This window comes from Streptomyces sp. NPDC005811 (assembly GCF_040630405.1).
GTDB lineage: Bacteria > Actinomycetota > Actinomycetes > Streptomycetales > Streptomycetaceae > Streptomyces.
Genome location: NZ_JBEXXK010000017.1, coordinates 168,094 through 189,529 on the forward strand (window position 1 = coordinate 168,094; position 21,436 = coordinate 189,529).

Here is a 21,436-nt window from a genome sequence, read left to right on the forward strand (position 1 = left end):
ACCCCGTGTCTCACCTCACCTCGATGAACCCCTCCACCTCACGCGCGCCCCGCTCCCGGGGCTCCTCGGCCGCGTGTCCGACGGCCACCGCCCCCATCGGGTCCCAGCCCTGCGGCAGTGCGAGCACCTCCCGCACCACGTCCCGGCAGAACATCGTGGACGACACCCACGCCGACCCCAGCCGCTCCCCGGCCAGCGCGACCAGGAAGTTCTGCACCCCGGCCCCGGTCGCGACGACGAACATCTCCCGCTCGGCCCCGTCCCGGCGCGCATCGCCGTAGGTGTGGGAGCCGTCCATCACCAGACACGGGACCACCAGATAGGGCGCGTTGCGCAGGACGTCCCCCCGCCGCACCCGCTTGGCGATCGACTCCTCGGACTTCCCGTCCCGCCGCAGATCCGCGATCCAGGCGTCCCGCATCGCGTCCAGCAGCCGGGTCCGCGACTCCTGCGACTCCAGCAGCACGAACCGCCACGGCGTCGTGTGATGCGGCGCCGGCGCCGTGACCGCCGCGGCGACCGCCCGGCGGACCGCACCGGGATCCACCGGCTCGTCGGAGAAGGCCCGCACGGTCCGCCGCTGCGTCACCGCCAGCCGCACGGCCTCCGAGGTCCCCAGCCGGAACATGTCGTCCCGCGCCCCGCGCACCAGCGCCGAAGCGCCGTCCCGCGAGCCGTCGGAGCCGCCGGTGCCGTCCGAGCCCTCCGAAGGGGCCGTCACGACATGCGCCAGCCCCCGCACCACGGCCACGGGCAGCCCGGCCGCCTTCCCCTTCACCAGGTCGCCGGCCGCCGCCAGTTCGTCCGCCGTCGCGACGACCGTCGCGCTCAGCGGATTGCCGTACGCGTCCGTGCCCCCGCGCAGATCGTCCAGCACCCGCACCCCCGCGGCGCCGATCGCCACATCCGTGAGCCCGGCCCGCCAGGGACGCCCGAAGGTGTCGGTGACGACGACCCCGACCTCGACGCCGAGCGCGTCCCGCAGCCCGTCCCGGATCGCCCGCGCGGACGCGTCCGGGTCCTCGGGCAGCAACAGCACCGTCCCGGACGGGGTGTTGGAGGCGTCCACACCCGCCGCCGCCATGATCAGCCCCTGCCGGTTCTCCACGATCCGCAGCGCGCCGCGCCGCGCCACGACCCGGACGGTCTCGGCGTCGATCGCGGCCTCCCGGTCGTCCGCGCGGACGACCCGCCCCTCCGCCTTGGACACGATCTTCGACGTCACCAGCAGCACGTCCCCGTCGGCGAGCGCGGGCTCGGCGGCGGCGATCAGCTTGGCGAGGTCGTCCCCGTCCTGCACCTCGGGCAGCCCCGGCACCGCCCATACGCGATACCCCTGCTCACCGCTCACGGCGTCCGCACCTCCTCCGCCAGCTCCAGCGCCTCCCGGGCCATCCGCGCGGTCGCGTCGAGATCGCTCATCATCAGCGGTACGGCCCGGCAGCGGATGCCGGCCGCCTCGATCCGCTCCACTGCTCCCGCGTCCACGGTGTCCACGAGCCAGCCGTCCAGCAGCCCCGAGCCGTAGTGCTCGGCGACCGCGGCGGCCGTCGACTCCACACCGACCGCGGCGAGCACCTTGTCGGCCATGCCCCGCACGGGCGCGTCCCCGACGATGGGGGACAGGCCCACCACCGGGACCCCGGCCTCGGCGATCGCCTCACGGATGCCGGGCACGGCGAGGATGGTGCCGACGGAGACGACCGGGTTCGACGGCGGGAACAGCACCACGTCCGCCGCGGCGATCGCCTCCAGCACCCCCGGCGCCGGCTTCGCCTGCTCCGCGCCGACCGGCACGACCGCCTCGGCCGGCACCGACGCCCGCAGCCGCACCCAGTACTCCTGGAAGTGCACGGCCCGGCGCTCGCCGTCGATCTCGACCGCGACATGCGTCTCGACCCGGTCGTCGGTCATCGGGATCAGCCGCACCCCGGGCTTCCACCGGTCGCACAGCGCCTCGGTCACCGCGCTCAGCGGGTACCCGGCGCCGATCATCTGCGTCCGCACGATGTGCGTGGCGAAGTCCCGGTCGCCCAGCCCGAACCACTCCGGTCCGACGCCGTACGCCGCGAGCTCCTCCTTCACCCGGAACGACTCGTCGGCCCGGCCCCAGCCCTGCTCCTCGTCGATGCCGCCGCCGAGCGTGTACATCACGGTGTCGAGGTCCGGGCAGACCTTCAGCCCGAACAGATGGATGTCGTCGCCGGTGTTGCCGATGACGGTGATGTCCGCGTCCGGCACGGCCCGCTTCAGACCGCGCAGGAACCGGGCACCGCCGATGCCGCCTGCCAGAACCACAATGCGCATGGGAGCCAGTCTCGCAGGCCCCGCCGACAACCCGCCCGGAGGTTGTGGACAACCCCCCGCCTGTGGACAACCCGGCCACCCGTGCGAGTCACGGCCCTCCCGCACGGGCCGCGACCGCGCTACGCGCCGACGGCGTCCACCGTGTCGTACGTCTCCCGCGCCGTGCACGCCGTGTGGTGCATGGGCATCTCGGTGAGCCCGGGGAAGTACACATGGAGGCTCACCGCCGGCTCCAGCGCGTCGTTGACCACGTCGTGCGCGTACCCCGGCGCGAACACGCGCTGCGCGCCCGCCCCCAGCACCCGCTTGCCCCGCTCCGTGCGCTCGGTCAGCTCGCCGTCCAGGACGGTCAGCACCCCGGAGGAGCGTCCGTGGTCGTGCAGCCCGCTGCCCTGGCCGGGCACCCAGGACAGCAGCCACACCTCGTAGCCCGGGCCGGTGCGCAGCCGGTGGTACCAGCGGCTCGCCGCGTCGTAGCGGACGAGGTGCTCCCACGCGGCGCGGTCGGTCGCGATCGAGCGGGCCAGGCCGACGAACTCGGCCACGGTGGCCGGGTGCTCGCGGGGGGCCTGGAGGAGATGGGGGACTTCGAGGATGTCGCCGGCGATCTGGAGGTCGCTGTCGCTGTTCATGGGGTGGGGTGGTTCCTCGGCGGAAGAGTGGGGGGCGGCTGGGAGTCGCGTGCCGTCCACCCGGATCACGGGTGGATCAGGGGGTGCCCTGGTAGGGGCCGAAGGAAAGAAGCAGCCGGAGCGCGTGGGGCTCAACAGCTGGAACAGCAACAACAGCTACAGCGAGCACGAGCAGCACCGTGGGACCCGGCGGAGCGGGTCGAGGTGAGTGCCGGGTTCGCGAGCATGCCCCCAAGGACAGCGGTTCACACCTGCCGGTGTCAACTCGACGCCCGGTATGTGGGACACCGTTCACCTCATCCGGTGCATCTGAGAGGTGAAAGGTTTGTGCACAAGTCCACCGGGACACACGAGGCACAAGTCCGGACGCGTGAGCCGTTGCGACGCAACGGGATCGAACTTATGGGCGTCCTTCCCCGTGGAAGCACTGTGCGGGGTCCGCCCCCTCCAGGGCCCCATCTGCATGTCAAGGTTTATGCCGATTTGAACACTTACCGCACGGCCTTGGTTCCGCAGAGTGAATAAGGGGCTCAATAGCAGATCTCGGCTTGACTCGCCCGGAGCAGCACACTTGTAATTTCACTCGTGTCGTTCAGCCGACATCGGTAATGGGCCAATGCGCCGCCATCGGTGAACGGCCAGGTACACGGGGACGCGAAAGACAGAGCGAGGGGCGCACATGACCGAGCTGGTGCAGCAACTGCTGGTCGACGACGCGGGCGAGGAACTCGGCTGGCAGGAGCGCGCACTGTGCGCCCAGACCGATCCCGAGTCCTTCTTCCCCGAGAAGGGCGGCTCGACCCGCGAGGCCAAGAAGGTCTGTCTCGCCTGCGAGGTCCGCTCCGAATGCCTCGAGTACGCCCTCGCCAACGACGAACGCTTCGGTATCTGGGGCGGTCTGTCCGAGCGCGAGCGCCGCAGGCTGAAGAAGGCCGCCGTCTGACGGACGGGCCCCGCCCGGACGCGAGCCGCCCCCCACCGGGGCGCACGGCACCCGGCCAGGGCGGACCTGGCGGTGAACGGCCCGTCGCAGGTGGGTTGTCCACAGGCGGCGGGCCGCCGTCCTGCCCAGCCGATAGTGTGGTCGCTCGTCCGAGACACCCCGCCGCCCTCACGCGGCGCAGGCGTCCACCTCGTCCACCGAACCGGGGCCCGTACCTCGATGTCCGTGCACAGCCACACGGCAGGCCACCAAGGCGGCGCTGCCACACCTGAGTTTCCGCGTCATGTCGTCACCGCGGTCCTCGTCTCCCACGACGGTGCCCGCTGGCTGCCCGACGCGCTCGCCGGGCTGCTCGGCCAGGAGCGCCCCGTCCAGTCCGTCATGGCCGCCGACACCGGCAGCTCGGACGACTCCGCCCGCCTGGTCACCGACGCCCTCGGCGACGACCGCGTCCTGCACCTCGCCCGGCGCACCGGCTTCGGCCAGGCCGTCGAGGAGGCCAACCGCACCGCACCGGTCCTCACCCCCGAGGAACTGCCGTACCTGAAGCGGCCCAGCGGCTGGGACCCCGTCACGCGCACGTGGCGCGACGACGCCTACGACCTCCCCGACCTCCCGCACGGCGAACCGATCCAGTGGCTGTGGCTGCTGCACGACGACAGCGCCCCCGAACCCGACGCCCTCGCCGAACTCCTGCGCGTCGTCGACAACGAACTCGAACTGGGCCGCGACGACGTGGCCGTCGTCGGCCCCAAGCTCCGCGGCTGGTACGACCGCCGCCAGCTCCTCGAGGTCGGCGTCACCATCGCCTCCTCCGGCCGCCGCTGGACCGGCCTGGACCGCCGCGAACAGGACCAGGGCCAGCACGACCACGTCCGGCCCGTGCTGTCCGTGTCCACCGCCGGGATGCTGGTCCGCCGCGACGTCTTCGACGAACTAGGCGGTTTCGACCGCCGGCTGCCCCTGATGCGCGACGACGTCGACCTGTGCTGGCGCGCCACCGCCGCCGGCCACCGCGTCCTCGTCGCCCCCGACGCCGTCGTACGGCACGCCGAGGCCGCCTCCCGCGAGCGCCGCGCCGTCGACTGCGCAGGCCGCACCACGGCCTCCCCGCACAAGGTCGACAAGGCCGGCGCCGTCTACACCCTCCTCGTCAACAGCCGTACGGCCCTGCTGCCCTGGATCCTGCTGCGCCTGGTCCTCGGCACCCTGCTGCGCACCGTCGCCTACCTCGTCGGCAAGGTCCCGGGACAGGCCCTCGACGAGATCCGCGGTCTGCTCGGCACCCTGCTGCGGCCCGAACGGATCATCGCCGGACGCCGCAGGCGCGGCGCCCCCCAGATCGACAAGGGCGAACTGCGCCCGCTGTTCCCGCCGCCCGGCGCGACCGTACGGGCCACCGTCGAACAGGTCGCCGGCGACCTCTTCGGCTCCTCCGACACCGAGGCCGCCGGCGGCGCCGGACGGCACGGCGGCGGACTGGAGTCCGGCCCCGGCGGCGACGACGCCGACTTCCTCGAGATCGAACAGTTCGCCCGCCTCAAGCGCATCGCCCGCAAACCCGGCCCGGTGCTCTTCCTGGTCCTGCTGCTCGTCTCCCTCGTCGCCTGCCGGGGCCTCCTCGGCGGCGGTGCCCTCGCGGGCGGCGCCCTGCTGCCCGCCCCGGCCGACGCCTCCGAACTCTGGTCGCGCTACCTCGACGCCTGGCACCCGGTCGGCGCCGGCGGCACCCCCTCCGCCCCGCCCTACCTCGCGATCGTCGCGACCCTCGCCACCCTGCTGTTCGGCTCCACCGGCCTGGCCCTCACCCTGCTGCTCGTCTGCTCGGTGCCGCTGGCCGGCCTCACCGCCTACTTCGCCTCCCGCCCCCTCGTCGAGTCCCGCCTCCTGCGTGCCTGGGCCGCCGTCGTCTACGCTTTCCTGCCCGCCGCCACCGGCGCCCTCGCCGGTGGCCGCGTCGGCACCGCCGTCCTGGCCGTCCTGCTGCCGCTCATCGCCCGCGCGGGAGCCGCCGCGAGCGGCCTGACGCACCGCTCCGGCGCCCGCGGCAGCTGGCGCGCCACCTGGGCGTACGCCCTGCTGCTGACGATCACCACCGCGTTCACCCCGATCGTCTGGCCCCTCGCGCTGATCCTCGGCCTCGCCGTGCTGGCCGTGCGCCGCACCGACATCACCGCCTACGGCCTGCGCTTCCTGGCCCAGCTCGGCACCCCCCTGCTGCTCCTCGCGCCCTGGTCGCTGACCCTGCTCCCGTCCGGCTTCTTCACCCAGGCCGGACTCGACTACGCCCCGTCCACCGCCACCGCGCTCGACCTGCTCGCCGCCAGCCCCGGCGGACCCGGCACCGTCGACGGGCTGATGCTCATCGGCGTCGTCCTGGCCGCGCTCGCCGCCCTGCTGCGCGGCGAGCGCCAGTTCGGCATCTGGACGGCCTGGGCGGTCGCCCTGGTGGCGCTCGTCCTCGCGGTCCTGTCCAACAGCTCCACCTGGGCCGGACCCGCCACCCTCGTCTACGGCCTCGCGCTCCTGGCCGCCGCCGTCCTCGGCGCCGACGGCGCACGCACGCGTGTCGCCGAACAGAGCTTCGGCTGGCGCCAGCCCGTCGCCGCCCTCATCGCCTTCGCCTCCGCCGCGGGCCCCCTGCTGATCGCCGCCGGCTGGATGATCGGCGGCGCCGACGGCCCCCTGGAGCGCCGCGACCCCGTCCAGGTCCCCGCGTTCGTCGCCGAGGAGGCGGGCAACCGCGACCAGTCCCGCACCCTCGTCCTCGACAGCGACTCCACCGCCCACGTCGACTACATGCTGGTCCGCGGCTCCGGCGCCCGCCTCGGCGACGCCGAACTCGCCGCGGCCGACGGGGAGAACCCGCAGCTCGACAAGGTCGTCGCCAACCTCGTCGCCGGTTCCGGCGCCGACCAGGCCGACCAGCTCGGGAAGTTCGCCGTCGGATACGTCCTCGTCCACAAGGGCGCCCCCCGCGACGTCACCCGCGTCCTGGACGCCACCCCCGGCCTGAAGCGGCTCAGCCAGCAGGACGGCAGCGCCCTGTGGCGGGTCGGCCAGGAGGTCTCCCGCGCGGCGGTCGTCACCGAGTCCGGCAAGGGCACGGCGACCCCGGTCGCCGCCGGCCCGGTCGACATCCACACCACGATCCCGTCGGGCTCCGACGGCCGGATCCTGCGTCTGGCCGACGCCGCCGCCGAGGGCTGGACCGCCACCCTGGACGGCAAGGAACTCACCCGCACCACCGTCGACGGCTGGGCCCAGGGCTTCGAACTGCCCGCCTCCGGCGGCAGGCTCGACGTCACCTACGACGACCCGTTCACCCACACCGCCTGGCTGTGGACGCAGGGCCTCCTGGCCCTCGTCCTGGTCGTCCTCGCCCTGCCCGGCCGCCGCCGCGACGTCGACGACGACCTCCCCGAGGAGGAGCTCGCCGAGGAGCGGCCCGCCGAGGGCGAGGGCCGCCGCGCCCGCCGGCTGCGCGCCCAGGCCGAGGAGACGGAGGAACCCGGCCTCCAGGACGACGACTTCCCGTCCCCGCAGGACGACTTCCCCGCCTCTCCGCAGGAGGAGACCCCGCAGGACACGCCGGACCAGCCCCCGGTCGACATCCCGCAGCAGCAGACGTACGGCGACTGGGACCGGCCGAGCTACGCGGGTGCCGAGTACGGCGGCTACCAGGGCGAGCAGTACCAGGGCGCCCAGCAGTACCCGGCGGGCGGCTACGACCAGCAGTCCTACGACCCCTACCAGGCCGGCCAGTACGACCCCTACGCCTACGACGGCCAGGGCGGGCAGGCGCCGTACGAGCAGACGTACGGCTACGACCAGGGCTACGGCAACCAGGGCTACGACCCCGCCTACGACCCGGCGCAGCAGCACCCCCACGGCACCGGCAGCGAGCGTCCCGACGGGAGCCAGCAGTGAAACGCACCACCCTGTCCCTGATCGCCGGCACGGCCGCGCTCGCCGCCGTCACCGGGTTCGCCACGCTCAACGAGCCCCAGGGCGCGGGTGCGGACGTCCCGGCCAAGGCCGCCGCCGTCCTGCCCGTGGAGCGCACCAGCCTGCTCTGCCCGGCGCCCAGCACCTCCGACATCGCCCAGACGTCGTACACGTCGTTCACCCCCGTCACCAAGGGCACGGGCAGCGACGGCACGGCCGAACTCGTCGCCGCCACGGCGGAGTCGGCGGACACGGCCGACGACACGTCCGGCAAGGACAGGACGACGGACAAGGGCGGCAAGAAGGCCGCGAAGCCCGTCGTCACCCCCAAGGCGCCCGGCACCCCCGCCGGCGGCGACGCCGACGGCGGGGAGTCGCCCGCGCTCATGGGCACCGCCGAGGGGAAGTTCGCGCCCGGCTGGACGGTCCAGGAGACCACCGAGGTCGCCGCCGGCTCGGGCCGCGGCCTGCTGGGCGTCACCTGCACCCCCGCGGACACGGAGTTCTGGTTCCCCGGCGCCAGCACGGCGGCCGACCGCACCGACTACGTCCACCTCACCAACCCGGACGACTCCGCCGCCGTCGCCGACATCGAGCTCTACGGCAAGGACGGCGCCCTGCAGACCACGGTGGGGGAGGGCATCACGGTCCCGCCGCACTCCAGCGAGCCGATCCTGCTGTCCACGCTCACCGACGACAAGGAGGACGACCTCACCGTCCACGTCAACGTCCGCGGCGGCCGCGTCGGCGCGTCGGTGCAGGCCCTGGACGACAAGCTCGGCGGCGACTGGCTGGCCGCCGCCACCGACCCGGCGCCCGACCTGGTCATCCCCGGCATCCCCAAGGACGCCACCGCGGTCCGGCTCATCGCCTACGCGCCGGGGGACGCCGACGCCGACCTGAAGGTCCAACTCGCCTCCCCGAGCGGCCTGATCACCCCGGCCGGACACGAGACCGTGCACGTCAAGGGAGGCATGACGACCGCTGTCGACCTCGGCGACGTCACGCGCGGCGAGGCGGGCTCGATCGTCCTGACGCCCACCGACCGGTCGGTGCCGGTCGTCGCGGCCGTACGGGTGCTGCGTGGCAAGGGCACCGGCCAGGAGTCGGCGTTCATCCCCGCGTCCGCGCCGGTCGGCACGCGCGCGTCCGCCGCCGACAACACCGCCAAGGGCGCCACCCTCTCCCTGACCGCTCCCAAGGGCACCGCCAAGGTCAAGGTCACCGCGTCCGCGGGCAGCGAGGGCGGAACGGCCGCCACCAAGACGTACACGATCAAGTCCGGTACGACCCAGGACGTCGAACTCCCCGTCCCCTCGGGCCTGAAGGGCACCTTCGCCCTGACCGTCGAACCCCTCACCGACACCCCCGTCTACGCCGCCCGCACCCTGGCGGCGACCACGGAGGGCGTCCCGGGCTTCACGATCCAGACCCTCCCGGACGACCGGGGCACGGTCGAGGTCCCCCAGGCGGACGAGAACATGGCGGTCCTCCAGAAGTGACCCGGCCGGGTCGGGACCACCCGGCCCGGCGGCCCGGGGGACGGTGGTCAGTCCTCGTCGCCGTAGCGCGGATCCACCGTCTCCGGGGTCAGTCCCAGCAGCTCCGCCACCTGCTCCACGACCACCTCGTGCACCAGCGCGGCCCGTTCGTCGCGCCCCTTGGTGCGGATCTCGACCGGGCGCCGGTAGACGACCACCCGCGCCCGCCGCCCCTCCCGCGCGGGAGCCGTCCCGCCGAGAGGCACCGCCTCGTCGTTCCACGGCTCACCGGCCGCGGCCGGGCGCGGCACCTCGAGCACCATGAAGTCGATCTCGGCGAGCTGCGGCCAGCGCCGCTCCAGCCGTTCCACGGAGTCCTGCACCAGATCGGCGAACGCGTCGGCGCGGCTCGCGGCCAGCGGCACCTGAGGGGGCGCGATCGGTCCCCGCATGCCCCGGCCGTGGCGATCACGGCGGCGGGGTCCGGGGCCTGCGGCACGGGGCGGTACGGGGCTGTCCATCACTACTGAAGGGTAGACCCCGCCGCGACCTGCCGTCCGGCCCCACGCGGCATCCCGGACCCGTCCGGCCGGGCCCGCGTCCCCTGTCGCAGGATGACCATTTCAGCCAAGGTTGGGCTCGATTCCGTATCTCTACGAGACCGGTGAACTCATGGCAATTGATGCTGTTTGTACCGCCCGATGAAGACGAGGCTTCGTCTTCTTCTCGCCAATGACTGGTGTTCGCGCAGGTCAGCGGGGTATGACTGGAGAGGCCCGTGGGGCGTTTCACAACACGACACGGTGGAGTGACCTGGTGGAGAGTCGTCGCGGCCCGCTCAAGAGTGCGGTACCGTCCAACGTCGTGAGCCCTGTACGTCGCTGTTCGCGCACCGCCTGCGGCCGACCCGCCGTCGCGACGCTGACGTACGTCTACGCCGACTCGACCGCGGTCCTCGGCCCGCTCGCCACCTACGCCGAACCCCACTGCTACGACCTGTGCGCCGAGCACTCCGAGCGCCTCACCGCCCCGCGCGGCTGGGAGGTCGTCCGGCTGCTCGACGGCTCCGCTCCCGCACGGCCCAGCGGAGACGATCTGGAAGCGCTTGCCAACGCCGTCCGCGAAGCGGCCCGCCCGCAGGAACGCGCGGCACAGGCCGGTGGCGGCGGACGCGGCGCGGACCCGATGGAGGTCGCCCGCCGCGGCCACCTGCGCGTCCTGCGCTCCCCGGACAACTGAGCCCCCGCAAGCCCCTTTCGCACGGCACCCTCTGACGCCCCGTCGCCCGGTCCCGGGCCGCCCACGGGGCCCCGCGCTCCGGCCGACTCCCGCGAAACCGCTTTCCGCCGGTGCCCCGGATGTGGTGCGCAAGGTTACTTCTGCGGCTCCCCTGCGCGGGCGCACAGCCGACGCCGAACCCTTCCGGGTAGTTTGTGGCGACTGAACAGGACTTCCAGGAAGGGTGGCCCGTGGCTGCTGATCTGTCGCAGATCGTGAAGGCGTACGACGTCCGCGGAGTGGTCCCGGACCAGTGGGACGAGTCCCTCGCCGCACTCCTCGGCGCGGCCTTCGCCCGGGTGACCGACGCCGAGGCGATCGTCGTCGGCCACGACATGCGCCCCTCCTCACCCGGCCTGAGCGGCGCCTTCGCGCGCGGGGCCGCCGCACTCGGCGTCGACGTCACCGAGATCGGCCTGTGCTCCACGGACCAGCTCTACTACGCCTCCGGCGCCCTGAACCTGCCCGGCGCCATGTTCACCGCCTCGCACAACCCCGCCCAGTACAACGGCATCAAGCTCTGCCGCGCCGGCGCCGCCCCCGTCGGCCAGGACACCGGCCTCGCGGACATCCGCGCCCTCGTGGAGCGCTGGTCGGACACCGGCGCGCCCGAGCCCGCCGCCGTGCCGGGAACCCTCACCCGCACCGACACGTTGCAGGACTACGCGGCGTACCTGCGCTCACTCGTCGACCTGACCTCCCTCCGCCCCCTGAAGGTCGTGGTCGACGCGGGCAACGGCATGGGCGGCCACACCGTCCCCACCGTGCTCGACGGCCTGCCCCTGACCGTCGTCCCCCTGTACTTCGAACTCGACGGCACCTTCCCCAACCACGAGGCCAACCCCCTCGACCCGGCCAACCTCGTGGACCTGCAGCAGCGCGTCCGCGAGGAGTCCGCCGACCTCGGCCTCGCCTTCGACGGCGACGCCGACCGCTGCTTCGTCGTCGACGAACACGGCGACCCGGTCTCCCCGTCCGCGATCACGGCCCTGGTCGCCGTCCGCGAACTCGCCCGCAACGGCGGCCGGGGCACCGTCATCCACAACCTGATCACCTCCCGGACCGTCCCCGAGGTGGTCGAGGAGCACGGCGGCAGCCCCGTCCGCACCCGCGTCGGACACTCCTTCATCAAGGCCGAGATGGCCCGCCACGGCGCGATCTTCGGCGGCGAGCACTCCGCCCACTACTACTTCAAGGACTTCTGGAACGCCGACACCGGCATGCTCGCCGCCCTCCACGTCCTGGCGGCCCTCGGCGGCCAGAACGGCCCCCTGTCCTCCCTCGTGGCCGCGTACGACCGCTACACCGGCTCCGGCGAGATCAACTCCACCGTCGCCGACCAGGCGGACCGCATCGCCGCGATCAAGGCCGCCTACGCCGACGTCCCCGACGTCACCCTCGACGAACTCGACGGCCTCACCGTCTCCACCCCCGACTGGTGGTTCAACGTCCGCCCCTCCAACACCGAGCCCCTCCTGCGCCTCAACGCCGAGGCCCGCGACGAACCCACCATGACGAAGATCAGGGACGAGGCCCTGGCGATCATCCGCGCCTGACGAGCCCCGCGGGGCTCCGCGGGCCGGGCGGCGTGCACCCTGCGGCCCCACCGCCCCGCCCGGGCAAGGGCGGCGGGGCCGCACCACCCACCACCCCACCCCCACCGGCGGTACGCTGACCAGGCACATCCAGCCACCCCCGCACACACCCGAAGGGACACCTCATGCCGCTCGAAGCCGGCCTCCTGGAGATCCTCGCCTGCCCGGCCTGCCACGCCCCCCTCAAGGAGCAGGACGCGGAGCTGATCTGCACCGGCCAGGACTGCGGTCTGGCGTACCCCGTCCGCGACGGCATCCCCGTCCTCCTCGTCGACGAGGCCCGCCGCCCCGCGTAACGACGAGGCCGCGCCACCCCGCGCGACCACGCCCCGCGACGCCGGCCCACCCGCGCCGCCCGGCCCGGACCGCCGGCACCGCCGTACCACCACCACCGGCACCCCGACGACCCCCCGGCGATCGGAGACCCCCGCCATGCTCGACGACTCACTGCTCGACACGCCGGAGGCCCTCGCCGAGGCCGACCGCCGCGCCCTCCTGCGCGGCGCCGCCGAAGCCGGCGCCCGCGTCCGCACCGCCGCCCGCCACGCCGCCGAAGCCGGGGTGAACGGTCTCAAGCCCGACGGCCGCCCCCGCGCCATCCTCATCGCGGGCCCCGGCGCCGCCGCCACCTGTGTCGCCGACCTCCTCGGCACCCTCGCCGGCGCCGCCTGCCCCGTCATCCGCCTCGCCCCCAGCGGCGTCGCCCCCGCCGCGGGCGCCCTGCGCTGGGAACTCCCCGGCTGGGCCGGCTCCGTCGACCTCCTCCTCATCGCCACCCCCGACGGCACCGAACCCGGCCTCGCCCTCCTCGCCGAGCAGGCCTACCGCCGAGGCTGCACCGTCGTCGCCGTGGCCCCCGCCCGCACCCCCCTCACCGACGCCGCCGACGCCGCGCACGGCCTCTTCGTACCGATGGCGACCGCCCCGTACGAACACGACGAACAGCCCCCCGTCGCCGCCTCCGCCCCCGGCGTCCTGTGGGCCCTGTTCACCCCCCTCCTCGCGCTCCTCGACCGCATCGCGCTGCTCTCCGCCCCCGCCGACGCCCTCGAGAAGGTCGCCGACCGCCTCGACCAGGTCGCCGAACGCTGCGGCCCCGCCATCGCCACCTACAGCAACCCGGCGAAGACCCTGGCCGCCGAACTCGCCGACGCCCTCCCGGTGATCTGGACCGAAGGCGTCTCCGCCGGCCCCGCAGGCCGCCGCTTCGCCTCCGCCCTCGCCGAACTCGCCGGCCGCCCCGCCGTCGTCGCCGAGCTCCCCGAGGCGCTCGCCGAGCACAGCGCCCTCCTCGCCGGCCCCCTCGCCGCCAGCGCCGACCCCGACGACTTCTTCCGCGACCGCGTCGAGGAAGCCCCCGCCCTGCACGCGCGCGTGGTGCTGCTGCGCGACCGCCCCCTCGGCGGCCTCACCGCCGCCCCCTCCGCCCGCGACCTGGCCCTCAGCCACGACACCCCGATCAGCGAGCTCGAACCCGACGACGGCGACGAACTCGTCACCCTCGCCGAACTGATCGCCACCACGGATTTCGCCGCCGTTTACCTGGCGCTCGCCTCACAAGCCTGATCTGGAGCCCCACACGCGCGTACCGCGCGGGCCCCACCACAGCACCACCAGACACGCAGCGCCGGACAGACAGGCAGAGAACCCGATGGACCGCCTCGACAACACCATCCGCCCCTACGCCTGGGGTTCCCCCACCGCCCTCCCGCACCTCCTCGGCACCGAGCCGACCGGCGAACCCCAGGCGGAGATGTGGATGGGCGCCCACCCCGGCGCCCCCTCCCGCACCGGACGCGGCACCCTCGTCGAGGTGATCGACACCGACCCGCAGCACGAACTCGGCGACCGCGCGGTCGCCCGCTTCGGCCCCCGCCTGCCCTTCCTCCTCAAACTCCTCGCCGCCGGCGCCCCCCTCTCCCTCCAGGTCCACCCCGACCTCGCCCAGGCCCAGGAGGGCTACGCCGACGAGGAACGCCGCGGCATCCCCGTGGACGCCCCCCACCGCAACTACAAGGACGCCAACCACAAGCCCGAACTCATCTGCGCCCTCACCGAGTTCGACGGCCTGTGCGGCTTCCGCCACCCCCTCCAGGCCGCCGCCCTCCTCGACGGCCTCGGCGTCGACTCCCTCAAGCCGTACGTCGACCTCCTGCACGCCCACCCCGAGGAAGCCGCCCTGCGCGAGGTCCTCACCGCCGTCCTCACCGCCGACCCCGACGACATGGCACACACCGTCACGGCCGCCGCGGCCGCCTGCGACCGCCTCGGCGGCGACTACACCCCCTACGCCGGCATCGCCCACCACTACCCCGGCGACCCCGGCGTCATCGCCGCCATGCTCCTCAACCACGTCCGGCTCCAGCCCGGCGAAGCCCTCTTCCTCGGCGCCGGCATCCCGCACGCCTACCTCGACGGCCTCGGCGTCGAGATCATGGCCAACTCCGACAACGTCCTGCGCTGCGGCCTCACCCCCAAGCACGTCGACGTCCCCGAACTCCTGCGCATCGTCCGCTTCGAACCCGGCGACCCCGGCGTCCTGCGCCCCGAGGCCTCCCCCGACGGCGAAGAGGTCTACGAGACCCCCATCGACGAATTCCGCCTCTCCCGGTACGTCCTCCCCGAGGGCTCCGCCCCCCACGACCTCACCCGCGAGACCCCGCAGATCCTCCTCTGCACCGCCGGAACCGTCCGCGCCGGAGAACACGAACTCGCCCCCGGCCAGTCGGTCTTCGTCCCCGCCGGCGAGAAGGCCGAGGTGTCCGGCACCGGAACCCTCTTCCGCGCCACGGTGATTGTCTGACCGCGCGGGTGGACACCTGACGAACCGCCGCCGGACAGGGCTGCAACAATGACCCACCGGCAAAGGCCGGGCAAAGAGACCCCGGACGGCGAACAGGACGTACGACACACGTACGTGAGGCGAAGGGACAACGCGAACACATGAGCGCGTCAGGCGGCACCAGGGCGATCGTGGCGGCACTCGGCGCCAACCTCGCCATCGCGGCATCCAAATTCGTGGCGTTCGCCTTCAGCGGCTCCTCCTCGATGCTCGCCGAAGGCGTCCACTCGCTCGCCGACTCCGGCAACCAGGCCCTCCTCCTCGTCGGCGGCAAGAAGGCCCAGCGCGAAGCCACCCCCCAGCACCCCTTCGGCTACGGCCGCGAGCGCTACATCTACGCCTTCCTCGTCTCCATCGTCCTCTTCTCCGTCGGCGGCATGTTCGCCATCTACGAGGGCTACGAGAAGATCAAGCACCCCCACGAGATCGAGCACTGGTACTGGCCGGTCGGCGTCCTCGTCTTCGCGATCATCGCCGAGGGCTTCTCCTTCCGCACCGCCATCAAGGAGTCCAACGACCTCCGCGGCTCCCTCTCCTGGTCCCAGTTCATCCGCCGCGCCAAGGCCCCCGAACTCCCCGTCGTCCTCCTCGAGGACTTCGGCGCCCTCATCGGCCTGGTCCTCGCCCTCGGCGGCGTCGGCCTCGCCCTCCTCACCGGCGACGGCATCTGGGACGGCATCGGCACCGTCTGCATCGGCATCCTCCTCGTCCTGATCGCCCTCGTCCTCGCCGCCGAGACCAAGTCCCTCCTCCTCGGCGAGGCCGCCGGCCTCGAAGACGTCCAGAAGATCGAAACCGCCCTCGTCGACGGCCGCACCGTCACCGGCATCATCCACATGCGCACCCTCCACCTCGGCCCCGAGGAACTCCTCGTCGCCGCCAAGATCGCCGTCCGGCACGACGACACCGCCGCCCAGGTCGCCACCGCCATCGACGCCGCCGAGGCCCGCATCCGCGAAGCCGTCCCCATCGCCCGCGTCATCTACCTCGAACCCGACATCTACAGCGAGGCCGAAGCCGCCAAGGGCCCCGACCCCGAGGCCACCCCCGGCGGCCCCGACCGCCACCCCGCCGACCACTGACCACCCCCGACACCTCCCCGGCAGGGCCCGCCGCACCACCGGCGGGCCCTGCCGCCTTCCCCCCTCACCACCCCCGAACGGCGCGATCCGATCGCCGACGGACTGGGGCCGCCCGCCACCTCCGGTGTAGCTTGGACGGGAGCCAGACGTCGCTGCTGATGGCGGTCGGGCGGTCCCGAAGCGGACCGACCGAGGGAGAGAGGGCCTCCGACGGACTGCGCTGCGCACACGCGGGCATGCCTGTGTCCCCTGAGGGCACCCCTGTGTCCGCCGCCGCGCAGACCAGCCCTACCCACACCTCGAACCAACCACCGAGGAGCAGCTCACCATGACGACTGTCGACAACCGACAGGACTTCAAGGTCGCCGACCTCTCCCTGGCCGCCTTCGGCCGCAAGGAGATCACCCTCGCCGAGCACGAGATGCCCGGCCTGATGTCCATCCGCAGGGAGTTCGCCGCCAGCCGGCCGCTCGCCGGCGCCCGGATCATGGGCTCGCTGCACATGACCGTGCAGACCGCCGTCCTGATCGAGACCCTGGTCGCCCTGGGCGCCGAGGTCCGCTGGGTCTCCTGCAACATCTTCTCCACCCAGGACCACGCCGCCGCAGCCATCGCGGTCGGCCCGAACGGCACGCCCGACAACCCGCAGGGCGTCCCCGTCTTCGCCTGGAAGGGCGAGACCCTGGAAGAGTACTGGTGGTGCACGGAGCAGGCCCTGACCTGGCCGAACAGCCCCACCGGCGGCCCGAACATGATCCTCGACGACGGCGGCGACGCCACCCTCCTCGTCCACAAGGGCGTCGAGTACGAGAAGGCCGGCAAGGTCCCCTCCGTCGACACCGCCGAGAACGACGAGCACCGCGTCATCCTCGAACTCCTCAACCGCACCATCACCGACGGCTCCCAGAAGTGGACCCAGCTCGCCTCGGAGATCCGCGGCGTCACCGAGGAGACCACCACCGGCGTCCACCGCTTGTACGAGATGCAGCGCGACGGCGCCCTCCTCTTCCCGGCGATCAACGTCAACGACGCCGTGACCAAGTCGAAGTTCGACAACAAGTACGGCTGCCGCCACTCCCTCATCGACGGCATCAACCGCGCCACCGACGTCCTCATCGGCGGCAAGACCGCCGTCGTCTGCGGCTACGGCGACGTCGGCAAGGGCTGCGCCGAGTCCCTCCGCGGCCAGGGCGCCCGCGTCATCGTCACCGAGATCGACCCCATCTGCGCCCTCCAGGCCGCGATGGACGGCTACCAGGTCACCACCCTCGACGAGGTCGTCGACAAGGCCGACATCTTCATCACCACGACCGGCAACAAGGACATCATCATGGCCGCCGACATGGCCAAGATGAAGCACCAGGCCATCGTCGGCAACATCGGCCACTTCGACAACGAGATCGACATGGCCGGCCTCGCCAAGATCCCCGGCATCGTCAAGGACGAGGTCAAGCCCCAGGTCCACACCTGGACCTTCCCCGACGGCAAGGTGATCATCATCCTGTCCGAGGGCCGCCTGCTGAACCTGGGCAACGCCACCGGCCACCCCTCGTTCGTGATGTCCAACTCCTTCGCGGACCAGACCCTGGCCCAGATCGAGCTGTTCACCAAGCCCGACGAGTACCCGGTCGGCGTCTACACGCTGCCCAAGCACCTCGACGAGAAGGTCGCCCGCCTCCACCTCGACTCCCTCGGCGTCAAGCTGACGACGCTGCGCCCGGAGCAGGCCTCCTACATCGGCGTCGAGGTCGACGGCCCGTACAAGTCGGACCACTACCGCTACTGATCCGGCAGCGGGCCCCCCGCCCGCAGCCGCACCAGCGAGCAGCAACACCCCGGAGACAGGCCCCCGCACCCCCGTGTCGGGGGCCTGTCCCTTCGGCCCCTCGGCCGGACCGCCGCGGCGCCCCGACCAACCCGTCACACCCCAGGACCCCCATGCCCCGCGGCCGCTATGCACTCCTCGACCCCCACGATCACACCCTCCTCGCACACGAACACTTCCAGTGCGCCCCCGGCCCCTCCGGCTGGCGCTACGTCTCCCAGCTGACCACCCCCACCGGCGCACACACCGGCTCCGTCGACCTCACCCTCGACGACCTCGGCCGCCCCCTCCGCCTGGAACTCCACGCGAGCAGCTGGCAGGTCCGCGGCGCCGCCCTGGACGGCGTCACCTGGGTCCGCACCGACCCCACCGGCACCCACGCCACCGAAGGCAACGTCCCCGCTCACGCCTTCACCGGCACCTCACCCGCCTTCCTCGTCGCCATCACCCGTCTCCTGCGCCTCACCCCCTCCACCGCGGCCACCCGCGTCCGTCTCGTCGCCTTCACCGACCCGGTCCTCGCCCCCCGCACCGTCGACCAGTCCTGGGCCCTGATCAACAGCGAAACACACCCCACTGACAACGCCCCCCTGACCGTGGACGCCTACCAGGTCACAGCGCTGGACACCGGCGAACAGCACACCGTGCACCTCGCCGGCGACGTCGTCCTCGCAGCCCCCGGCATCGAACTCGAGGACCTCGAATCACCGCCGTCGACGTTCACCTGAACCCGACACCCCAGCCCCTACGCGGGCGGCACGAACCCGGTACCCCGACCACGCTCCGAGCCCTCCGCCCCCACGGACAACCCCTCCGCGCCCGCCACATCACCCGGCACGGCGGCACCGCCCGGAGAAGAGGGCCCCGGCGGCACAGCAGGCCCGTACGACGGCGCAGGCCCGAAGCCCCCACCCGCCCCACCGGCGACAGGACCCCCCACGGCCGGACCGCCCCCGAACATCCGCCGCGCCTCCCGGACCTGCCGCTCCTGCACCACCGCCGCCAGATACGCGGCCGGCGGCACACCCGGCTGCACCGGCACCCCGGTCCGCCCGGCCAGCTCCTCCGCCAGCCGCCCCGCCATCGCCCAGCCCACCTGCGGATCCAGCTGGTTCATCCGCCCCAGGTACTGGCGGATCGCCAACCACAGCCCGTCCGGCACCGCCGAAAGATCAAGATCCTGGAACCGCCCGGCCAGCCACGGCGGAGGAGGCGGCACGAAACCACCCCGGGCAGCCGGCACCCGCTCCCGCACCACCAGCGTTCCGGCGAACACGTCACCGAGCCGCCGCCCCCGCGCCGACACCAGCGACGCGACACACGCCACCACCCCGAACGTCAGCAGAATCTCCACCAGCCCGAGCGCACCCCGCACCAGCGCATGCCGGAACCGGATCGGCCCCCCGTCGTCCCGCACCACCCGCAACCCGCACGCCGACTTCCCCAGCGACCGCCCATGGCTGAGCGTCTCCACCGCGATCGGCCCACCCACCAGAACCAGCAGGAACGTGGCGATGGACACCGCCGTCCGCGCCGCGTCGTCCAACGAGGCCGTCGACAGCACCAGAACGACACTCACGACCACATAGACGACCAGCACCACGACCAGGTCCAGCAACAGGGCCAGCGCCCTGCTGGGCAGCCTGGCGGGCTGCAGCTCCAGCGCCACCGCCTCACCCGTCACCAGCTCACTCACGCCCGCCGCCCCTTCCCGACCTGCCCCTGGAACAGCCAGTCTGCCAAGCTGAACGCACATCGCGCCGCAGTACGACAACCTGATACACCCCACCGGCAGCCGACGCACAGCCGAGGAGCAGGCACACCGATGGACCTCGACGTCTTCGTCTCCGCGCACCGAGCCGAATGGGACCGCCTCGACGCCCTCCTACGGCGACGCCGCCGCCTCACCGGCGCCGAGACGGACGAACTCGTCACCCTCTACCAACGCACCGCCACCCACCTCTCCCTGATCCAGTCCATAGCCCCCGACCCCCAGCTGACCGGCCGGCTCACCCAGCTCGTGGCACGCGCGCGTAGCGCCGTCGTCGGAACCCGCCGGGCCTCCTGGCGCGATGTCACCCGCTTCCTCACCGAGGGCTTCCCGGCCGCCGTCTACCGCTCGCGCCACTGGTGGGTCCCCACCGCACTCCTCTCCACCGCCGTCGCCGCCCTCCTGGGCTGGTGGATCGCCACCCATCCGGAAGTACAGGCCTCCATCGCGGCCCCCGACGAACTGCGCGAGCTCACCCGACCCGGCGGCCAGTACGAGACGTACTACTCCAGCCACCCGGCCGCCTCGTTCGCCGCCCAGGTGTGGACGAACAACGCCCAGGCCGCCGCGATGTGCCTGGTCCTGGGCGTCTTCCTGGGACTTCCGGTGCTCTGGATCCTCTTCCAGAACATGCTCAACCTCGGCATCGGCGCCGGCCTCATGTCCTCGGCGGGCCGACTCGACACGTTCCTCGGCCTGGTGCTCCCGCACGGCCTGCTCGAACTGACCGCGGTCTTCGTCGCCGCCGGCACCGGTCTCCGCCTCGGCTGGACCGTCATCGACCCCGGCCCGCGCTCCCGCCGCACGGCCCTCGCGGAAGAAGGCAGAGCCGCGATCGCGATGGCGATCGGCCTCGCCCTGATCCTCTTCGTCTCCGGCGCCATCGAAGGCTTCGTCACCCCGTCGGGCCTGCCCACCTGGGCCCGCATCAGCATCGGCGTCACCGCCGAGCTGGCCTTCCTCGGGTACGTGTATGTCCTCGGCGGCAGAGCGGCACGCGCGGGAGACACGGGCGACGTCGAGGAAGCCGAGCGCAGCGCGACCGTGCCGACAGCCGCCTGATGTGCGAACCGCCCCGGTGAACTGCTAGTGTCCTCCTCGTTCCCGCAAAAGCCGTTGACACGGAGTGCGCGGGGAGGTAGATTCGAACAGTTGCCTGGAACTGGATCTGGTCCGGTCGGCAGCAGTGAAAATCTATCGGCAGCTCGGAACATTGATTCCGCAGAAGCCCCCCGATGAATCGGAAAACCACCGCCGGTCAGACCGGCCCGGAACTTCTGATAAAGTCGGAACCGCCGGAAAGGAAACCGCGAAACAAAAGCGGGAACCTGGAAAGCGCCGAGGAAATCGGATCGAGAAAAGATCTGATAGAGTCGGAAACGCAAGACCGAAGGGAAGCCCGGAGGAAAACCTGAGAGAGTCTCTCAGGCAAGTACAAAGGAAGCTTTCGTTCCTTGAGAACTCAACAGCGTGCCAAAAATCAACGCCAGATTAGTTGATACCCCGTCCCCGGCAGTGATAGCCGAGGATGAGGTTCCTTTGAAAAAACACAGCGAGGACGCTGTGAACGGTCGGATCATTCCTCCGACTGTTCCGCTCTCGTGTGTGTGCACCGGCTGTATTAATTTACTGGCCGAGTAAACATTCACGGAGAGTTTGATCCTGGCTCAGGACGAACGCTGGCGGCGTGCTTAACACATGCAAGTCGAACGATGAAGCCCTTCGGGGTGGA

At 72.4% G+C, this 21,436-nt stretch carries 17 protein-coding genes and 1 rRNA gene; 13 read left to right on the forward strand and 5 right to left on the reverse strand.

Translation table 11 applies throughout. The features are described 5' to 3' along the window. Positions 1-10: 10 nt before the first annotated feature. The 3 genes from ABZ490_RS20310 to ABZ490_RS20320 all read right to left on the reverse strand — a co-directional run bounded on the left by ABZ490_RS20310 (position 11) and on the right by ABZ490_RS20320 (position 2,939). Entirely contained in the window at positions 11-1,351 is a 1,341-nt protein-coding gene (locus ABZ490_RS20310; protein ID WP_358991830.1) for a coenzyme F420-0:L-glutamate ligase, read from the reverse strand. Continuing rightward, positions 1,348-2,307 (reverse strand): 2-phospho-L-lactate transferase, encoded by a 960-nt coding sequence (gene cofD / locus ABZ490_RS20315; protein ID WP_358991832.1) that lies wholly within the window; start codon positions 2,305-2,307, stop codon positions 1,348-1,350. The genes ABZ490_RS20310 and cofD overlap by 4 nt, the downstream gene beginning before the upstream one ends. Before the next feature lie 119 nt (positions 2,308-2,426). Continuing rightward, on the reverse strand, positions 2,427-2,939 hold the full coding sequence (locus ABZ490_RS20320) for a cysteine dioxygenase family protein (protein WP_358991834.1): 513 nt from the start codon (positions 2,937-2,939) through the stop codon (positions 2,427-2,429). 679 nt (positions 2,940-3,618) lie between these two features. On the opposite strand from ABZ490_RS20320, the gene ABZ490_RS20325 reads away from it, so the two are divergent. The 3 genes from ABZ490_RS20325 to ABZ490_RS20335 all read left to right on the forward strand — a co-directional run bounded on the left by ABZ490_RS20325 (position 3,619) and on the right by ABZ490_RS20335 (position 9,332). Further along, entirely contained in the window at positions 3,619-3,882 is a 264-nt protein-coding gene (locus ABZ490_RS20325; RefSeq protein WP_030792866.1) for a WhiB family transcriptional regulator, read from the forward strand. Between the two features lie 219 nt (positions 3,883-4,101). Further along, entirely contained in the window at positions 4,102-7,812 is a 3,711-nt protein-coding gene (locus tag ABZ490_RS20330; protein ID WP_358991837.1) for a glycosyltransferase, read from the forward strand. Beyond that, positions 7,809-9,332 (forward strand): DUF5719 family protein, encoded by a 1,524-nt coding sequence (locus tag ABZ490_RS20335; protein WP_358991838.1) that lies wholly within the window; start codon positions 7,809-7,811, stop codon positions 9,330-9,332. The genes ABZ490_RS20330 and ABZ490_RS20335 overlap by 4 nt, the downstream gene beginning before the upstream one ends. Before the next feature lie 47 nt (positions 9,333-9,379). On the opposite strand, the gene ABZ490_RS20340 is transcribed toward ABZ490_RS20335, so the two are convergent. Continuing rightward, entirely contained in the window at positions 9,380-9,832 is a 453-nt protein-coding gene (locus ABZ490_RS20340; RefSeq protein WP_079062039.1) for a metallopeptidase family protein, read from the reverse strand. Between the two features lie 295 nt (positions 9,833-10,127). Here ABZ490_RS20340 and ABZ490_RS20345 point away from each other — a divergent pair, with 295 nt between their 5' ends. The 8 genes from ABZ490_RS20345 to ABZ490_RS20380 all read left to right on the forward strand — a co-directional run bounded on the left by ABZ490_RS20345 (position 10,128) and on the right by ABZ490_RS20380 (position 18,661). Next, positions 10,128-10,550 carry a DUF3499 domain-containing protein gene (locus ABZ490_RS20345; protein ID WP_059196228.1) on the forward strand — a complete coding sequence of 141 codons (423 nt, stop codon included), beginning with the start codon at positions 10,128-10,130 and terminating at the stop codon, positions 10,548-10,550. 230 nt (positions 10,551-10,780) lie between these two features. Then, the gene (locus ABZ490_RS20350) at positions 10,781-12,145 is read left to right on the forward strand and encodes a phosphomannomutase/phosphoglucomutase (RefSeq protein ID WP_358991841.1); all 1,365 of its coding nucleotides are present in this window, start codon (positions 10,781-10,783) and stop codon (positions 12,143-12,145) included. Between the two features lie 164 nt (positions 12,146-12,309). Beyond that, positions 12,310-12,480 carry a Trm112 family protein gene (locus tag ABZ490_RS20355; protein ID WP_020940431.1) on the forward strand — a complete coding sequence of 57 codons (171 nt, stop codon included), beginning with the start codon at positions 12,310-12,312 and terminating at the stop codon, positions 12,478-12,480. A 136-nt stretch (positions 12,481-12,616) separates the two neighbouring features. Then, on the forward strand, positions 12,617-13,750 hold the full coding sequence (locus ABZ490_RS20360; RefSeq protein WP_358991844.1) for an SIS domain-containing protein: 1,134 nt from the start codon (positions 12,617-12,619) through the stop codon (positions 13,748-13,750). 85 nt (positions 13,751-13,835) lie between these two features. Further along, a complete protein-coding gene (manA, locus tag ABZ490_RS20365; RefSeq protein WP_358991846.1) occupies positions 13,836-14,987 on the forward strand; it encodes a mannose-6-phosphate isomerase, class I in 1,152 nt (383 codons plus the stop codon). Between the two features lie 140 nt (positions 14,988-15,127). Then, positions 15,128-16,108: a cation diffusion facilitator family transporter gene (locus ABZ490_RS20370; protein ID WP_358991848.1), complete on the forward strand. Its 981-nt coding sequence runs from the start codon at positions 15,128-15,130 to the stop codon at positions 16,106-16,108. 328 nt (positions 16,109-16,436) lie between these two features. Next, positions 16,437-17,894, forward strand: a complete 1,458-nt coding sequence (ahcY, locus tag ABZ490_RS20375) for an adenosylhomocysteinase (protein WP_358991850.1) — start codon at positions 16,437-16,439, stop codon at positions 17,892-17,894. A gap of 152 nt (positions 17,895-18,046) precedes the next feature. Further along, positions 18,047-18,661, forward strand: a complete 615-nt coding sequence (locus ABZ490_RS20380) for a hypothetical protein (protein WP_358991852.1) — start codon at positions 18,047-18,049, stop codon at positions 18,659-18,661. A 17-nt stretch (positions 18,662-18,678) separates the two neighbouring features. Here ABZ490_RS20380 and ABZ490_RS20385 read toward each other — a convergent pair whose 3' ends face one another. Further along, the gene (locus tag ABZ490_RS20385; RefSeq protein ID WP_358991854.1) at positions 18,679-19,629 is read right to left on the reverse strand and encodes an RDD family protein; all 951 of its coding nucleotides are present in this window, start codon (positions 19,627-19,629) and stop codon (positions 18,679-18,681) included. Between the two features lie 129 nt (positions 19,630-19,758). Here ABZ490_RS20385 and ABZ490_RS20390 point away from each other — a divergent pair, with 129 nt between their 5' ends. Both ABZ490_RS20390 and ABZ490_RS20395 read left to right on the forward strand, forming a co-directional pair. Further along, positions 19,759-20,766 carry a stage II sporulation protein M gene (locus ABZ490_RS20390; RefSeq protein ID WP_358991856.1) on the forward strand — a complete coding sequence of 336 codons (1,008 nt, stop codon included), beginning with the start codon at positions 19,759-19,761 and terminating at the stop codon, positions 20,764-20,766. A 582-nt stretch (positions 20,767-21,348) separates the two neighbouring features. After that, positions 21,349-21,436, forward strand: a 16S ribosomal RNA gene (locus ABZ490_RS20395); the annotation flags it as partial.

What these genes read in the sequence shown, in the direction of transcription:
- ABZ490_RS20380 (WP_358991852.1), top strand. Translation starts at nt 18,047, where the DNA reads ATGCCCCGCGGCCGCTATGCACTCCTCGACCCCCACGATCACACCCTC.
- ABZ490_RS20360 (WP_358991844.1), top strand. Translation starts at nt 12,617, where the DNA reads ATGCTCGACGACTCACTGCTCGACACGCCGGAGGCCCTCGCCGAGGCC.
- ABZ490_RS20340 (WP_079062039.1), bottom strand. Translation starts at nt 9,832, where the DNA reads ATGGACAGCCCCGTACCGCCCCGTGCCGCAGGCCCCGGACCCCGCCGC.
- ABZ490_RS20390 (WP_358991856.1), top strand. Translation starts at nt 19,759, where the DNA reads ATGGACCTCGACGTCTTCGTCTCCGCGCACCGAGCCGAATGGGACCGC.
- ABZ490_RS20330 (WP_358991837.1), top strand. Translation starts at nt 4,102, where the DNA reads ATGTCCGTGCACAGCCACACGGCAGGCCACCAAGGCGGCGCTGCCACA.
- ABZ490_RS20370 (WP_358991848.1), top strand. Translation starts at nt 15,128, where the DNA reads ATGAGCGCGTCAGGCGGCACCAGGGCGATCGTGGCGGCACTCGGCGCC.
- manA (WP_358991846.1), top strand. Translation starts at nt 13,836, where the DNA reads ATGGACCGCCTCGACAACACCATCCGCCCCTACGCCTGGGGTTCCCCC.
- ABZ490_RS20355 (WP_020940431.1), top strand. Translation starts at nt 12,310, where the DNA reads ATGCCGCTCGAAGCCGGCCTCCTGGAGATCCTCGCCTGCCCGGCCTGC.
- cofD (WP_358991832.1), bottom strand. Translation starts at nt 2,307, where the DNA reads ATGCGCATTGTGGTTCTGGCAGGCGGCATCGGCGGTGCCCGGTTCCTG.
- ahcY (WP_358991850.1), top strand. Translation starts at nt 16,437, where the DNA reads ATGACGACTGTCGACAACCGACAGGACTTCAAGGTCGCCGACCTCTCC.
- ABZ490_RS20320 (WP_358991834.1), bottom strand. Translation starts at nt 2,939, where the DNA reads ATGAACAGCGACAGCGACCTCCAGATCGCCGGCGACATCCTCGAAGTC.
- ABZ490_RS20325 (WP_030792866.1), top strand. Translation starts at nt 3,619, where the DNA reads ATGACCGAGCTGGTGCAGCAACTGCTGGTCGACGACGCGGGCGAGGAA.